The sequence below is a fragment of the Marinagarivorans algicola genome (assembly GCF_001292705.1).
Lineage (GTDB): Bacteria > Pseudomonadota > Gammaproteobacteria > Pseudomonadales > Cellvibrionaceae > Marinagarivorans > Marinagarivorans algicola.
Genome location: NZ_LGAK01000056.1, coordinates 12,342 through 29,138, shown reverse-complemented (window position 1 = coordinate 29,138; position 16,797 = coordinate 12,342). Strand labels below are relative to the sequence as shown.

General features: G+C 42.3%; 13 protein-coding genes and 1 tRNA gene. 10 read left to right on the top strand and 4 right to left on the bottom strand.

Annotated features, from left to right (window positions below; all coding sequences use genetic code 11):
- The 9 genes from AC438_RS14510 to AC438_RS14470 form a co-directional block, all read left to right on the top strand.
- Positions 1 to 563, top strand: a 563-nt coding sequence (locus tag AC438_RS14510) for a contractile injection system protein, VgrG/Pvc8 family (RefSeq protein WP_202904775.1), incomplete at its 5' end; no start/stop codon positions are given.
- Between the two features lie 469 nt (positions 564 to 1,032).
- Positions 1,033 to 1,536, top strand: a complete 504-nt coding sequence (locus AC438_RS14505; protein WP_156317097.1) for a hypothetical protein — start codon at positions 1,033 to 1,035, stop codon at positions 1,534 to 1,536.
- A gap of 90 nt (positions 1,537 to 1,626) precedes the next feature.
- Positions 1,627 to 1,986 carry a hypothetical protein gene (locus AC438_RS14500; protein WP_053981983.1) on the top strand — a complete coding sequence of 120 codons (360 nt, stop codon included), beginning with the start codon at positions 1,627 to 1,629 and terminating at the stop codon, positions 1,984 to 1,986.
- A gap of 402 nt (positions 1,987 to 2,388) precedes the next feature.
- Positions 2,389 to 3,693 carry an ATP-binding protein gene (locus tag AC438_RS14495; RefSeq protein ID WP_053981982.1) on the top strand — a complete coding sequence of 435 codons (1,305 nt, stop codon included), beginning with the start codon at positions 2,389 to 2,391 and terminating at the stop codon, positions 3,691 to 3,693.
- A 211-nt stretch (positions 3,694 to 3,904) separates the two neighbouring features.
- Positions 3,905 to 4,675, top strand: coding sequence for a DUF4145 domain-containing protein (locus tag AC438_RS14490; protein ID WP_053981981.1), 771 nt, complete (start codon positions 3,905 to 3,907; stop codon positions 4,673 to 4,675).
- Between the two features lie 444 nt (positions 4,676 to 5,119).
- Positions 5,120 to 6,850 carry an AIPR family protein gene (locus AC438_RS14485; RefSeq protein WP_053981980.1) on the top strand — a complete coding sequence of 577 codons (1,731 nt, stop codon included), beginning with the start codon at positions 5,120 to 5,122 and terminating at the stop codon, positions 6,848 to 6,850.
- A 179-nt stretch (positions 6,851 to 7,029) separates the two neighbouring features.
- Positions 7,030 to 7,341: a hypothetical protein gene (locus AC438_RS14480; protein ID WP_053981979.1), complete on the top strand. Its 312-nt coding sequence runs from the start codon at positions 7,030 to 7,032 to the stop codon at positions 7,339 to 7,341.
- A 402-nt stretch (positions 7,342 to 7,743) separates the two neighbouring features.
- On the top strand, positions 7,744 to 8,448 hold the full coding sequence (locus tag AC438_RS14475; protein ID WP_053981978.1) for a hypothetical protein: 705 nt from the start codon (positions 7,744 to 7,746) through the stop codon (positions 8,446 to 8,448).
- 1 nt (position 8,449) lies between these two features.
- The gene (locus tag AC438_RS14470) at positions 8,450 to 10,063 is read left to right on the top strand and encodes a hypothetical protein (protein WP_202904774.1); all 1,614 of its coding nucleotides are present in this window, start codon (positions 8,450 to 8,452) and stop codon (positions 10,061 to 10,063) included.
- A 291-nt stretch (positions 10,064 to 10,354) separates the two neighbouring features.
- Here AC438_RS14470 and AC438_RS14465 read toward each other — a convergent pair whose 3' ends face one another.
- From AC438_RS14465 to gcvP, 4 genes are all read right to left on the bottom strand, one after another.
- Positions 10,355 to 10,537 (bottom strand): hypothetical protein, encoded by a 183-nt coding sequence (locus tag AC438_RS14465; RefSeq protein ID WP_053981977.1) that lies wholly within the window; start codon positions 10,535 to 10,537, stop codon positions 10,355 to 10,357.
- A 227-nt stretch (positions 10,538 to 10,764) separates the two neighbouring features.
- Complete coding sequence (locus AC438_RS14460) at positions 10,765 to 11,502, bottom strand: endonuclease (RefSeq protein ID WP_053981976.1); 738 nt, start codon at positions 11,500 to 11,502, stop codon at positions 10,765 to 10,767.
- Between the two features lie 233 nt (positions 11,503 to 11,735).
- A tRNA-Pro gene (locus tag AC438_RS14455) sits at positions 11,736 to 11,812 on the bottom strand.
- A gap of 662 nt (positions 11,813 to 12,474) precedes the next feature.
- Positions 12,475 to 15,357, bottom strand: a complete 2,883-nt coding sequence (gene gcvP / locus AC438_RS14450) for an aminomethyl-transferring glycine dehydrogenase (protein WP_053981975.1) — start codon at positions 15,355 to 15,357, stop codon at positions 12,475 to 12,477.
- A 259-nt stretch (positions 15,358 to 15,616) separates the two neighbouring features.
- On the opposite strand from gcvP, the gene AC438_RS14445 reads away from it, so the two are divergent.
- Positions 15,617 to 16,768, top strand: coding sequence for a CvpA family protein (locus AC438_RS14445; RefSeq protein ID WP_053981974.1), 1,152 nt, complete (start codon positions 15,617 to 15,619; stop codon positions 16,766 to 16,768).
- Positions 16,769 to 16,797: the final 29 nt, after the last annotated feature.

The following is a 16,797-nucleotide window of genomic DNA, read 5'->3' as shown; positions in this document are numbered from 1 at the left end:
GGTTCGATCATCTTGATCAAACCGCTGAGAGCGATTTGAATTTTTTACGGCGCTTGGCAATCGCGCGCGGCGCCATCATGAAGCCCGCGAATGGTTTTTTGTTGTTTGTCACTGAGGGTGTCGGCAAAAGCGCCAGCGGTGTTGCTTTGCCGGTTGTTTCGCTCAGTGCTGCGCAGTGCTCAGCATACAGTTATAAGCGCGCCTCAGCGAAAGGGGTTAAGCGTGTGACAGCGAATTATAGCGATGACTCAAAAGGCGTGGCCGGCAATGTGGAAGTGGGTGCGGGTGAGCCGGTGTTTACCCTAGCTTACACTTACACAACTCAATCTGAGGCTGAAGCCGCTGCAAAAGCCCATCTTAGAGCATCTGAGGGTGGTAAAGAGTCGTTCACGGCGACGGCTGCGCTTTCGCTCGATCTTATCGATATAGCCGCTGAGGGCCGTTTGGCGGTATCGGGCTTTGATCCTTCCATTAATGGCGTGTGGCGCATTGATTCTGTTGATATTTCGGTGAAGAGTCATGGCGGGTCGCTGAGTGTTGTGTGTGATCGAGTGGTTGTTTGAGGGTTGCTCGATGTGGGGCTTTTTAGGTTTTAAGTCTTTAATCCGTTTCAATAAATTTTTAATCCGTTTTTAATAGAGGCAGCGAGCCCTGGGCTTCGCTGTCTTTATTTCCCTCCCCTTGTAGGCGTTGGCCTGCTGTCTTCTGTTTCCTTATTCCCTCTTCTTATTCATTATTTGTGCTTCGTTATGTTTTTTTATTTCGTTTGTTAATAGGGTAACTATATTTTCGTTTTTTGTTGCTTTTGGGCGTGAATAGTCTCATTGAAAATATTGTTGGCGTGGTAATGTTGATGCTTAGAGAGTTTTATTGATTGTTAAAAGATAGGTTGGTGCGGCGCCCTTTTGCCCTAGCGTTGGGAGGTGTGGTGTTTACGTCCTTGAAATTAGGTTGGTCAGAACGGGCGTTAGTGAGGTCTTAGTTTCAGCTAATAAACTGTTATAGTTCCGAAATTTATACTGTGAGATAGTATTGAAATTTAAAGAATTGATGAATCTTTCTGCTGACCAAGCAGGAAATATAGGAATTGATGAACTGACCTTAAATCTGCCTAATACACCAAAAGATGTCTTAGAGCAGTTTTATCGAGATCATGGACGTAAATATCAATTTCAAGAGCAATATGCTGAGTTAGATATTCATAATTTAAACTGGGAGCTTGTAAGCCTCTCCTTTGATGAAATGTCGTCCGCTTCAATTTTTCCTAATTTCCAAAAGTGGGTAAATACCTGTTACATGAAATCTTGTCGAGTTTCTACTGATCTAAATTGGAAGTTAATTGAGAATACAAATAAGACTGTGATGCACTGGAAGCATAACCATACGTGGATAAGGTCACCAATATTCCTTGAATCAGATTGTAAATTGCATCTAGTTGAAGGGCATTCAAGGTTTGGCTGTTTAAAAGGCCTTGTAAGTAATGATCTAATTTCTAGCAATAAAACCCATAAAGTATGGTTAGCAAAGAGCGTATAATAAGCGCATTAAATGTGACGTCATTGCATATTTTACTGGAGCAGGCAGTCGTTTTAAGCCCTTCGAAAAAATCATAAAGAGCGTACGAAAATGTCCTTTTGGGAAAAATTAATGCGGCCTGAGCTTCATAAGATAAAAAATCAACAACAAGAGGATCAGTTTGTTCGGGATAAGATGCGGGTTGTAATAATAATCGAAAAATTGGCTGAACACTCAGACGACAAGTCAAGAGTAGCTAATTTACTGATGGAATTTTATCAGCTTATGGGATCTATTTTGCTGAAAGTGCCAAGGCATGAGCTTATAAAGGGTTATGACCTCAGTTGCACTTGGTCTTTAAAGTACAAGCCTGATGATTATGTAAAAATAAGGCTTTTAGAGTTTGAATATCTTGATGAGATTGACAGGCTTAAGAAAGAAATTTCGAAGCTAAAATTGAATAAAATATAAATCTAGACTCTCTGTATTTTACAATCTACTTAGACATGCGTTTTGCTGGTATAGGTACTCGTTTTAAGTCATTGTGGTTACTAGTCTGATATTTTTATAAGGCATATTAAAAAGAACAAAAAGAACATCTCAAGCGCTAAATTATCAAGACGCAAACCGGTTGTGTTATAAGGGCATTAAGCCAGCTTTTTTAAAAACGTGTAACAAGATATTTAAGTGCGGTGCTTTAGCGTTGGGAGGTGTAGTGTTTACGTTTTTAAAATTAGGCTGGTCAGAACGGGCGTTAGTATGGCCTAAGTTCCAGCTAATAAACTGCTAGAGTCTCATCAGCTCCAGCAGTTGTGCCTTCTATATGTATATTGAATATAGAGCATAATTCTGACTCATCTATACGAGTATAAAATGAATAAAGAAAATGTTTACAGTGTATTTACTCCCACAACACCGGCGAGACTAACTTTTGTCGAGCGTGATGACGTCAATACAAAATTAGTTAATGCTCTACGAATACCGGGAAAGCAGATCGTTGTTTATGGTCACTCGGGATCGGGGAAATCGACACTTTTACTTAATAAGCTTCATCAGCTGTATGAAATCCATCTTACGTCACGTTGTATGAAGGGTATTTTACTTGAGGATTTAATCATCGATGCATTTGACCAGTTGGCGCCATACTATAATAGTGAAAAATCTGAAGCTTCGAAAACAACAATTTCAGCGGAGATTAGTCAGGATTATCTTTCGATTAAGACTCAGATAAGAAAAAGTAACACTAATGAGGCCGGATCAAAATCTATTAGGGTTTTGCCTCCACAGCTAACCCCACAGGCTTTAGGTAGATTCATTGGTCAAGCAAAAAGTTGTTGGGTGTTGGAGGATTTTCATAAAATCGATGAGAAAGAGCGGGCTAGACTCTCACAAATCATGAAAGTTTTCATGGATATGGCTGATGAGTATCCAGCATTAAAAATTATTGCTATTGGGGCAGTTGATACAGCGCGCCAAGTGGTGGAATATGATTCTGAGATGCGTAATAGAGTAGCAGAAATACATGTCCCGATGATGAAAATCAATGAAATCGAAAATATTATTTCTAAAGGGGGAGAGCTCCTAAAAATAGAGTTTGATCAGAATCTAATTAAAGGTATAGGAGTTTACTCAAACGGGTTGGCGTCAATATGCCACCACCTTTGCTTAAATATTTGTACTACCAGTGATATTTATGAAAGCCTTGACGAAAAAATAACTATAAATTCAGAATCGCTAAATCGTGCTCTAAGCTTGTATCTTGATGAGTCGTCTGACACATTGAAAAAAGCATTTGATATGGCATTTAAACAGGAAATAGTAAAAAAATATGATAATAATAAACTAATTTTGAATGCGCTTTCCGAGTTGCCGCCTGATGGAGCTACTGCTTTAGAAATATTTGATGTTATTAAGCGGTACGAGCAAACGTACCCGAGGGGAAATTTAACTAGATTTATTGGTAAACTTTGCACTGAGAAAGAAATATCTGTGATACGGTTTGACAATGTAAGTGGGAAATATTCGTTTAGTGACCCTATTTATCGAGCTTTTGCTCAATTCTATTTTAAGGAGAATAGGCTAAAAAAATCTGGAGATAATATAGCTTTTGAGATATTTTTTGAACATTTTAGAAACAACCTGAACAAAGGTTTGACGATAAAACTTGTGGATCTGTAGTGACACGCTTTGCTGGGACAGGCACTCGTTTTAAGTCCTAGGCGGTATAGATCAAAGCCATGCTGAGAAGGTTTTGATCTAAGCTTAACGCTGTAAGGGCTGAAGAGTAGATCGCCCAATATTCAATAAAAATACCCCGTCACTGGACATTGCATCGTTGCGACGGGGATTAAAATATTAGGTTTCAAAGTAGGGGGGGCTCTTGGATAAAGTGAGATTATTAGAGGAATATGAGAAATCCCAGAAAAGTATAGATAAATACCGCGTTGACTCTAGTTTTTCTTATACTGGGGGAGATCTTTTTACTTGCCCATCATGCAAAAATATACACCTAAAAGTAGACTGGGAAACACTGTTTTTATGGGAAAAACCTGATTCTGAAAAAAGTAAGTATGAATATCTTGAAGAGCAGCAAAGCTGGAATCGTGAATGGTCAGAGTATGAGTTTTCAGGCCGATTAAAATGTGAGTGTGGAGAAATGGTTACCGTGGCTGGTGTTGCTGTAGAAGAACCAGAATATCCACCGTCAGAAGATATAGACACTCCATACTATGAATATAAATATAAAATAAATTATTTTTCGAAAACACTCCAGTCTTTTTGGGCTCCTAACGATACGCCAACTGATTGTGTGAAGTTATTAAATGATACTTTTTCATTATTTCATATCAACTTGGATGCAGCTGGAAATAGACTAAGGGTGCTATTGGAGTTGATTATTAACGAACAACTCAATGAGGATGAAGGAACATCTCAACTTAATTTGTATAGAAAAATTGAAAAGTTGAGTAATGTATTGCCAGACACTAAATATCTAGCAAACTTATGTAGAATTATAGGGAATGATGCAAGTCACAGTCATAAGATAAATGAAAAAGAATTAACGCAAGCATTTTGTTATATGTCACATCTTCTTGAGCGCGTATATGCTGAAGAACATGCCATATTGAGGATTAGCAAAAATCATAAAAAAAGACAATGAGAGAAGCCTAAAAAAACCAATCTACTTAGACAGGCGTTTTGCTAGAATAGGCACTCGTTTTATTAACCACACCCACACAATTGCACAAGACAACTATTGTTGAGTAATGTATTGCCAGACACTAAATATCTAGCAAACTTATGTAGAATTATAGGGAATGATGCAAGTCACAGTCATAAGATAAATGAAAAAAAATTAACGCAAGCATTTTGTTATATGTCACATCTTCTTGAGCGCGTATATGCTGAAGAACATGCCATATTGAGGATTAGCAAAAATCATAAAAAAAGACAATGAGAGAAGTCTAAAAAAACCAATATACTTAGACAGGCGTTTTGCTAGAACAGGCACTCGTTTTATTAACCACACCCACACAATTGCACAAGACAACTATTGTAGATAGTATTAAATGTAAACTTAAAAGCGCATTGATTGGACTAATACATGCACATAATTTTAAAAGGGCAAGTAGATGAACTTGCCAAAGAATATGAGTTTGAATCGGCTAAAGAGTCTAAACAGTTTGAGTATTTCTGTAACTTTTGTGTCACCTCAAAGCACTACCTTGGGCGCTTTGATCCTGTAGACATAACTACAAACGAGGATGATGCGTCCTTAGATGGTATAGCTATTGTAATTGATGGGGAACTGATAACAACCACTGACGATGCGGAAGCAGCATTTAACACTCACAAATCTAACTTATCAGTTGACTTGGTTATCACTCAGGTTAAAAGTGGCACTCAATTTAGTAAAGATGAGATTAGTAATTTTAAAATTGGCCTTGACGACTTCTTATCTCTCGAACCAAAGCTACCGAACGGAGAGATAAATAAAAAATCCATTGACATACTTAAAATAATATTCAAACACTTGAATAAAGTTAAAAACCGCAGCCCAGACATATCCGTCTATTACTGCACTAGCGGGACATACAAGTCTGAAAAAGAAATTTCTGCATGCTTTGATTTAATCAAGCAGGACGTTAAGGATACCGACTACTTTAATTCGACATCCGTAAAGCCATTAGGACGAAGTGATCTACTTGGTATATTCAATAGCCTCACACAGAAAAATGAAGAGAAGCTAAAGGTTATAGAGTATTTTGCAATGCCAAAACTGGATAGAATTCCTCAATCCTACATTGCTATCGTGAAAGCTAGCGAGTTTGTTAATTCATTAATAACAGATGATGATGGAAAACTTATTCAGTCTGTTTTTGAAGAAAACGTTCGTTCATTCTTAGGTGGTGATAACATAGTAAACACAGGAATACATCACACACTAAGCTCTGACAAAAAAGAACTTTTTTCTGTATTGAATAACGGTATAACAATAGTTGCTCCAGAACTAACCTTATCCGCCAACACGAAAGAAATACACCTAAAAAACTATCAAATAATAAACGGGTGCCAGACAAGTAACACCCTATTTGAAACTAAAAATCAATTAACAGACGATGTGAATGTCGTTATTAAATTCATTGAGTCACCGGATAATGAGGTTTCCAATGACATTATATCCGCAACTAATAGTCAGTCTGAAATATCGTCCGAATCATTCTATGGATTAAAAGAAAAAGCCAAGCTGGTACAAAAAAGCTTCGAAGCTCACAATCAATTAACAACCCCCGAAAACCACATATACTTCGAACGACGCCAAGGTGAATATCGAGGCCTCGGATACCCTAACACGCGTATATTTGACGTAAAAGAACTCGCACGATGTTATGCGGCCATGTATTTAAGCATGCCTCACAATTCATTCCGATATGTTAAAACATTATTTTCCAGTCAAGGAGAGAACCTATACAAAGAAGATGATCATGAATCCTATTATTACTCAGCCGCATTGGCACTATACAAATACAACCTATTAATAAAGAACAAAAAGCATGATGCGCATTTATATGCAAAACGCAAATGGCATATGATCATGCTATTCACTTGGTGCTGCCATGGCAAGACTGATATGCCAAAGCCAAATGCTAGGAAATCTGACACTTATGCTAAGAAAGTTATTAGCATACTGAACGCTGATGATAAGCAGTATGTTGATTACTTTATTCGGGCTCAGAAAATTTTAGATGTGATAGCTGAGCCCACCGATGATGAATTAAAGCGCGGAAAATATACCAGTAAAATCATTGAAGAGGCTAAATTATATTTGAAATAAGAATGTAACTCTGAACACAAATCTACTTAGAAGTTTTGCTGGGACAGGCACTCGTTTTATAAGTTTGATGCTGTAAGGGCTGAAGGGCAGATCGCCAATATTCAATAAAAATACCCCGTCGTTGGGCATTGCGTCGCTGTACGGGGGTTTAAATGTTAGGGCTAAAATAGGGGGTTGAGATGAAATTATTTTTAACTGGGTTCTTTTTAGTAATTCTTGCTGGGTGTTCTACGGCTTTGACTTCTGAAGGCTCTATGATTCGTTCAGTAAATTCTACTGATGACTTATCGGAATGTGAGTTTAGGGGTGTCATTACTGCAAAAAGCCCAGAATTTTCTATAACTCCAGCACAAGAAACTGAATATGTAATGAACGACGCAAGGAACAAAGTAGCGGAAAAGGGTGGTACTCACATGAAAATACTCACAAATCAACAAGGTCTATTCACCGGTGCAAGCATAAATGCAGAAGCCTATCGCTGTGGAAGCTAATAAAACGAGTGTGTGTCCTTGCCGGAAGCAATCTACTTAGACAGGCATGCCAAAAAGAAAATGATACTAAGTTTTATCGACTATCGTGTCGTCACGCCAAAATAATCTCTAGCAACGCATTAATGTAATAAAAGGCATAAATAACCCCAAGCTAATAATGCTTTGCTGGGGCAGGCACTCATTTTGTTTAGGGGCGATTCGGTATTTTTCTTGAAATGGCATAGATTTTTTCCGTCTATTTGTGCTCTAGATTGGTGCGGCTCTGTATCAGGCTTGCCACGCGAGCTTAAGCCATGCTAGATTGGTGGAAAATTTAGATATACGGATTGAGGTCCAGAGATATATGGATTTTTTCCGTCTAATATAATGTTACATTCCGCATAAATCATAGATTGTGAGAATATGAATATAGAAGAATATCTATCCCGTTTGAATACTGGGTCAAACAGTATTTTCGATAAGTCGATAGCGTATAGAAGCCAGCTAGGAACTGCTCATCATGCATCTTCTTGTATATATGAGTTTTCCGAAAATATAGCCGACACATCTGAGAGAAAAATTCTTCAGACAGTAAGCTCGCAATTGGAGTCTGCAACATTCAGTGCCTGCAAAGGTATGTATAGACAAGCATTTGTCTCTCTTAGACTTGCGTTAGAAATGGGGTTGGCCTCGGCTTATTTCTCAATCTACAAGCTTGAATTACATGAGTGGCTAGATGGCCGCGGGGATATAAAGTGGTCCTCACTTATATGTGAAAATGATGGAGTGCTATCTACAAGGTTCTCAAAAGCATTCTTTGAAGAGTTTGAGGGCGACATGGGTAACTATCGAGAAAAAGCAAAGGACGTATACCGGCAACTATCCGAATATGTTCATGGTAACAATGAAACATGGGAAAGCTCTGAAATTGAGCTTTCTTTTGATGAAAACAAGCTAAGTACTTACTTTATTAGTGTTAAAGGTGTGGCCGAAATACTATTGTTTGTCTTGAGTTGCAGATACCTAAAATCATTCTCCTCCGGCGTGCTAGAGTCCTTGGAGTTTATACCTGAAGAAATGAAGCATTTGGGGTATGTGAGAGAGTATTTTGGTGGACCAAAGGAATAACATGAATCAAATTTATCTACGTACGGAAAGTATAAAGTCTACAGATATCAAGGGGCTATCCGTTGTTAATTCTGAAGATCTTAGCATCATCAATGCTTTAAAATCATCAGAGCCATGCTTGCTGGAGGGATCTCGGGGGACAGGAAAGTCATTTTTGATGAAGGTTTCAGAAATAGAAATTGAAGAGGAAGATCCTAAGGCTCTCCCCGTTTTTGTTGCCTTCAATAAGAGCTCTCTGATTAACACTGATGATGATCTCCAGTTTTATCACTGGATGCTGGCCAAGACTTTAAAAGCACTTACAAACAAACTTAGAAAAAAAGGACTTTCCGTATCAAGCTACTCAGCGGGCCTTTTAAGCAATGATGGAAGCGACAACTCAGAGGCGATTGAAAATGACCTGAAAGCGATAGTCAAAGTTTTTGAAGACTCCTACAAGGGTAATTCTGACATTGACGTATCTTCGTTGCCTGATATTGAAGATGTAAAAGAAGCGATTGAAACAATATGTACAGAAAATGATTTGGAGAGAGTGTTTTTCTTCTTTGATGAGGCTGCGCATGTATTTCGCCCTGAACAACAAAGACAGTTTTTTAATTTATTCAAAGATCTTAGGTCACCATATATAATATGTAATGCAGCAATCTACCCAGGCGTTACTTATTTTGGAGAGTCATTCGAACTGACTCATGATTGTACGTATAAAAAAATTGAGCGAAATATCAGAGACTCTGATTACCTTCAGTATTTTAAGGATATTGTATTCAAGCAAGCTAACGAAGAGACTCAGAAAGCATTTGAAAACCAGCGAGAGCTATTCAACACACTTGCATTTTGTGCTGGAGGAAACCCAAGGATATTATTAAAAACAGTTCAAGACTTAGACAAAGTAAATACCTCTTCAGTTAATTCACTTATAAAGGAATTCTATAGGGGGAGAATATGGGCAGAACATACTGAGCTAGGTGAGAAATATAAAGGGCATCAGGAGATAATAGATTGGGGTAGAGATTTCCTAGAAAAAACGGTCATACCTACAATTGAGAAATATAATTCTGTCCGAAAAGAGAAGGGAGTAGATGAATCAAGTATATATTTTTGGGTTCATAAAAATAGCCCTGAGCCAGTAAAAGAAGCCCTTCGCCTTCTCTCTTACACTGGCATTATTAACAAGCTGGATTCTTCTGTTCGAGCAACTCGCTCTGAGCTAGGTGCACGATACGAAGTTAAATACGGCTGTATCATCTCTTTGGAAGCTACTCCCCATGCTGAATCCAAACACTTTTATGAATCACTTTCTACAAAAAAACACCCCGAATTCGGGAAACAGCATCCGTCATACTCAGGGATCACGGGGTTCTTATTAGTAAAGACTGACGATGATCAATATAAAGCATCTCTAAAATCCATGCTAGAAAAACCAATTAATGTTCTTAATATGCTAACCGGATGGCAAAAGGAAAAACTTAAAGCGGCCGGCATTCAAACAATTGAAGACCTTCACTCTAAAAGCGAAGCTAACCTAATCGAAAGCATATATAACGTCGGGCCAGTACGTGCTCGACTAATGAAAAATGCGGCCACAGCAGAGCTATTGGAGTATCTGTCAGGTTAAAAGTAACAAATCCTTAGACAGGCATGCCAAAAAAATGACACTAAGTTTTGTCGACTATTGTATCGCCACGCCAAAACAATCGTTTTGCTGGGACAGGCACTCGTTTTTAAGCGCATTAAATGACATTCTGTTATTAGTTTATTTCTGCACGACACCCGCATAAATCAACATTAATCGCCAAGCGGCATAGGGGATTGCCCTTGCGTGGGTATCGCCTTCTTTTGCTTTCCATCGGCGCACAGTTGCGCTGCCTTTTTGGGGTCGTAATTTACGCCCACCATTTTAGCAACATCATTTTGCGACCAGCCCATAAGCGCTATGAGTGATCGTACCTTGCGTTGGCGGTTGGTTGTGTTCGTGAGCAAAGGCTAGGGCGCATGGCCGGCTAGCGAGCGCTTCCAGTGTTGTAAGCGCGGTGCCTTCAAGGATTTGAATGGCTTGGTTGATGATGTCTTGTTGAGTTGCCGTGATCATGGATCTCTCCCGTTTATTGACTGGGCTCGTGCCTTGTCCTCGGAAGTTATAATGCCGCACCAATGGCGCGGCGTAAGGTTTTTTGATAGGTTAAGAGTCTTAATATTGACTTGTGCTGTAAGATTGCCGGCTTCGGTTGTCGATTGCCTAAGGGGCACTCTGTAGTGCAGGTGGGGAGTCTCAGTGAGTTGCTTCTAGTCAAGCCCTGGGTGGTGGCTGTCAAATTGTTAGATATCCTTATTCGAGCATGCTGAGTGGGTTATAGAGTTTAGGGTTCCTGTTAGAGCTTTAATTTTATCGTTACGTTCACACTCCCATTCGGATGGTACATGCAGTTTATGCCAGGCCTCCATGAGTTGTACTTGCTGCTTCGAAAGCTTAAAGTCATACTGCTTTTGCATATAAAGGTAGGTTCTTGCAATCATTCCGCGTGAGTGAATAGGGGGTTGTACTGTGCGTTGTTTGAAATCAATAACCATATTACATTGCCCGTATTGGGTCGCCTCACCATTCCAATCACTAAAGCGATAGTTACTACGATCACCGTTTACCTCCCCGATGGCCGGTACTAAATTGTGCATATCGGCCTCCATTAATTTGAAGGTTGGGTTTGTTTTTTTGCAGTTTTTGCGGCCTCCATCTTGCCAGCATTGTAATTGGTGGCCGAATTGCCAGGCGGGTACTACATGCTCCCATTCAATTCTGTTTGCGCGTTTTTCTTGTTTTCGCACCTTATACCCACATGCTTTTAAATCCGGCTTCCCTTTTTTGTTCTGCCAGCTGATAGGGCACTGGCAGTAAAAGCTAGTTGGGTGGTCTTGGTAAACGGTATAGGCCAAGCGTTTTGCTTTACTGAACGATGTGGGTGGGCTGGCGGTATCAGCAATTAATTGGATCGATGCAAGGAGTGCGCTTATTACAGCGGTGTATCTTATTAGGTATAGGTATATGTTGCGGTGCTTCATATGTTTGGGTAATTGAAATACTGGAGGGGTGGGTGCGTTGACGCTACTCAATGTATCATTTTGGGGTATTGAAAAGGTGGCTCTTTACGGAATTTACAGGCACAAAAAAAGGCTTACCAAGGTAAGCCTTTTTTTGTTTTAAGCATCAATTTTTATACGCTTAGGGTTTTTCTCCGGAGTTTTTCTCCAGTTTTTCTCCGCTAAGTGATCGCTAACCTGTGATGCTAGGTATATGGTCGGGACAGCAGGATTCGAACCTACGACCCCCACACCCCCAGTGTGGTGCGCTACCAGACTGCGCTATGCCCCGATTTTCGGGCTCTCACCCTAAACCACCTTTAATAAGCCGTTTGACAATCTGTCTACGTAGCTGCGTGATCTGGCGCGCATATTACTCTAACTACCTGTATTTGCAAGTGTTTTTTGATTCGAATGCTGTTATTTAAAAATAGTGCAAAAAAATAAGCACTCATAAGCTGTGTTTTATGGGTTCTATGTCTTTTGTGCGATTTATATGGCTGACTGATTTTTTAAAGGGTTTATGGGTTTATTGTATGTCCACTATTCAGAGAGGTAGCGGTCAACCCATCTGGTTGCAAGTTTAGAGTGTTTGTAAAGCTGTTCTTTTTTGAGAGGCGTTAGGTCGTTATTATGCTTATGAGGTTGATGTGTTATACCGCCACGCAAACAAAAAAAATAGGCAAACCTAAGTTTGCCTATTTGTCACTATTCAGAGATCCGGAAATCGGGCGCTAATGAATCATTGACTGGGCCGCTCAAGCCATCCATGGTCGCTATATAAGCGCTCCCGGCGCTTAAATGCCCAGAAAATAACCCATCAGCACCCTGTTGAGAGGTTTTTTGGGGTTCGGCTGAATAGTTACGCCTATTTTTTATTGAGAGCCTGAAGGTTAAGTGCACGACTGCCTTATGAGGCATTCGCTTGCATTAACATTCATTGATTGTTTAACGCTAGTCCATGTAATTTTCAATACTGGGGCAGCTGCAAATCAAGTTTCTATCGCCGTATACGTTATCGATACGATTAACTGTCGGCCAGACTTTGTGGTTGTGCAGGTAAGGCAGTGGGCGAGCCGCTTGGTCGCGGGTGTAGGGGCGAGCCCATTGGCTATCCATTACGTCATCTAGGGTGTGAGGCGCTTTGACTAATGGGTTGTTGTCTTTGGGCCACTCACCACTTTCTACTTTGGCGATTTCTTGGCGAATAGCAATCATGGCATCGCAAAAGCGATCAAGCTCGCCTTGTGATTCGCTTTCGGTCGGCTCGATCATGAGTGTCCCAGCAACAGGGAAGCTCATGGTTGGGGCGTGGAAGCCAAAGTCCATTAAGCGCTTGGCGATGTCTTCTTCGCTAATACCGCTGGCTGCTTTTAATGGGCGTAAGTCCAGTAAGCATTCGTGAGCGACAAAACCATTACGGCCAGCATACAAAATGGGAAAGTGTGCTTTTAAGCGCTCGGCCATGTAGTTGGCATTTAAGATGGCGTACTCGGTGGCTTGCTTAACGCCGGTATTACCCATCATGCGAATGTACATCCAGCTAATGGGTAAAATACTGGCGCTGCCCCAAGGTGCCGCAGAGATAGTGCCGTTAGCGGTGTCGGTGTTGGGTACAGGCTGTATGGGGTGGCCCGCCACAAAAGGTGCCAAGTGAGCTTTAACACCAATAGGGCCCATACCCGGGCCGCCGCCACCATGGGGGATACAAAATGTTTTGTGTAAATTGAGGTGCGAAACATCACCACCAAACTCGCCCGGTGCAGCCAAGCCCACCAAGGCGTTCATGTTGGCGCCATCAACATATACTTGCGCGCCGACGCTGTGCATGAGTTCGCTAATATCGCGAATATTTTCTTCGAATACGCCGTGCGTTGAAGGGTAGGTGACCATCAGGGCTGCGATTTGATTGCCAAATTGCTCAACCTTAGCGCTAAGATCTTGCATGTCGACGTTGCCTTCGTCATCACACTTCACCACAACAACCTTCATATTGACCATTTGTGCAGAGGCGGGATTGGTGCCATGTGCCGAAGCAGGGATCAGGCAAATAGTGCGCTGGTCTTCGCCTTTTGATTCGAAATATTTTTTGATGGCAATAAGACCTGCGTACTCGCCTTGTGAGCCTGCGTTGGGCTGCAAGCTAATAGCATCGTAGCCGGTACAGGCTTTGAGCATTTCTTGTAACTGCTCAAATAACTGGCTGTAGCCTTGGGCCTGGTCTATAGGTGCAAAGGGGTGCATGCGACCAAATTCTGGCCAGGTCACAGGGATCATCTCGGCGGTTGCGTTAAGCTTCATGGTGCATGAGCCGAGTGGAATCATGGCGTGATTAAGGGCAATATCTTTAGATTCTAAGCGCTTTAAATAACGTAACATGTCAGTTTCGCTATGGAAGCTATTAAACACAGGGTGGCTCAATATCGCGCCGCTACGTACGAGAGCAGCAGGAATACTGTGGCTGTTGGCTACGGTAGTGCTGAGCTCGCGTGTATTAGCGGGTGCTTGAGTAAATACGGCTAAAACCGCATCGATGTCTTCGGCAGTGGTGGTTTCATCGAGGCTAATGCTAAGGCTGTTAGCGTCAACAAGACGAAAGTTCATACCGTGTGTTACGGCGCGGGCACACAAGGCTTGGGCATTGCTGGCTTCTACATGCAGGGTATCAAAGTATTCGGCATGCTTTAAGCTAAAGCCTGCACTTTGAAGGCTGCTGGCAAGGGTTTTGGTGAGCAAATTAACGCGTGTGGCAATACGCTTGAGGCCTTGTGGGCCATGGTACATAGCATAAAAGGTGCTGAGTAGTGCGAGTAACACTTGTGAGGTGCAAATGTTTGAGTTGGCTTTTTCGCGGCGAATATGTTGCTCGCGTGTTTGCATGGCCATGCGTAAGGCTTGCTTGCCGTGAGTGTCGATAGAGACGCCAATAATACGACCAGGCGATGAGCGTTTGTAGGCATCGCGGAAGGCAAAAAAGCCTGCGTGCGGGCCGCCAAAGCCCATGGGAATACCAAAGCGCTGGTTACAACCAATAACGATGTCGGCACCGAGTTTGCCAGGTGCTTCAAGTAATACCAAGCTTAATATATCGGCCGCTACGGTGATTAGGGTATTTTGGTTTTGTGCTACTTGTATAAAAGCAGCAATATCGCGCACTTGGCCTGTGGTACCGGTGTACTGCACTAATGCGCCAAACACATCGTGCGCTTCGAGGTTGGCTGGGTCATCACAAATAATGTCAAAACCAAAATGCTCGGCACGGGTTTTAATCACAGCGAGGGTTTGTGGGTGTACATCATTGGCGACAAAGTAGGCATTGCTTTTAGACTTTTTATTAACGCGCTTACTCATGGCCATGGCTTCGGCCGCTGCGGTGGCTTCATCGAGCATACTGGCGTTGGCTAAGTCCATGCCGGTCAGGTCTAAAATCATTTGCTGAAAGTTTAGCAAACCTTCGAGGCGACCTTGGGCGATCTCGGGTTGATAAGGTGTATAAGCGGTATACCAGCCGGGGTTTTCGAGGACATTACGCAAAATAACAGTAGGAGTGTAGGTGTCGTGATAGCCTGTACCAATGTAGCTTTTTAATACTTGGTTTTTATTAGCCATGGTCTTTAGCTCGGCTAAAGCGGCTTGCTCGGTGACTGGGGCTTGTAAAGTGCGAGTCGCTTCATGACGGATTTGCGCCGGAACAGTTGCTGTAATCAGCTCTTCAAGCGTATTTTTGCCTAAGGTTTTTAGCATGGCTTGAGTTTGGGTAGAATCTGGGCCAATGTGACGGCCAATAAATTCTGTTGGGTTTTCCATTTCCGCCAAAGGCGACAACACATTAGACATAATATAACAGCCTGTATAAAGGTGAATGCTCCTAGGGTTTTGACCCAAGGAGAAGAGTTAAGGGGCTAGTGGTGTAAAAGTGGCGACGCATTATACGGTGAGTCACGTATCATAAAGCTCAAGTTTTCGGCGCCAAGGTTTACGAGTAAGACAGTGGTGCAATCATAACAATGTGACGTGGCGCAAGCAATTACAAAGCGGCGGTTTAAACCCGCCTAAAGCTTAAAAAATAAGACACTAAGGAGTTAATTGTTAATACATGAATACTTTGACTTTAATCGCTATGTTCTGGCTGGTATTTAGCGCGTGGCGCGGTTACAAGCAGGGTTTACCTAAAGTGCTTGCCGGTGTACTGGGGTTCTTTTTAGGGTATGTGGCTTGCTTTGTATTTGGCTGGTCAGTGGCACAAAAACTGGCAGGTGTTGTACCGCCGGCATGGCAGTGGCCGGTGGCTACTGCAGGGTTGTTTCTAGGTGTAGGGCTAGGTTTGCAGGTGTTGGCGCGGCCACTGGTTAAGCGCTATCGCGGCAATCGCACCTTGGCACTGGTGGGTGCAGGGGTTAATACGCTTATGGCGTTGGCGATGCTATTGGTTGCATTGTGGGCGGTCGGTTTACTGGTGAGTATGCAACAACAATCGTCAATCAATACGCTGCTCAATAAAGCGGGTTTTAGTCCTCAACACACATTGGCGCGCATGAGTTCAGGCTTTATGGCGCAGGCGGTCGGCTTAGGTTTAACGGTCATTGGGGCAGAGTCTGAGCAAGTGATAGCAGCAAAAGCGCTAGTCAAGGCGCCGGCGCAAGGCATGGCGCAGTTGCAAAGCGTGACCGGCTCGGCACAAACAAAAGCGTTATTGCAAGGCGAAGGGCTGAAGCAGGCCGCGCAAAGTGGCGATGTGAATACGCTAATGAACGACCCCGACTTTGTGGCTTTTACCCGCCAGCCGGGTATTGCTAGCATGATGACGCTGGTGCCGCGCAGTCAAGAGCAAAGCCAAGAGCAAGCGATGGCTAGTACTATGATGGCCGTGTGGCAAAAAGTTGATGCCATTAAGCAAACCCCACAGGTACAAGAGGCCATGGCTGACCCTGAGATTCAAGCCATCATGCAAAGTGGCGATAATGCCGCGTTAATGACGCACCCTAAAATGCAGCCTATTTTGGGGGCCGTAATGGGTGCTCTAGCGACCCCCTCGAACGCGAAGACAGCCAATACTCATGACCAGCCCGCCCGCGGTAATACGCAAAACCAAAGTGACCAGCCTAGCTCAGCGACTGTAGTATCGCCACTTAATACGACTTCAGATGTTATGTATAAATGGTTTGATGGTAAAGGCGCGACACACTTTTCGACATGGGACAAAATACCGGCGTCATACCGCGAAGGCGCGGAGCTCATTCATTTGTAAGCCAAGCTTGTTGCTGTGCCTGTCATAAT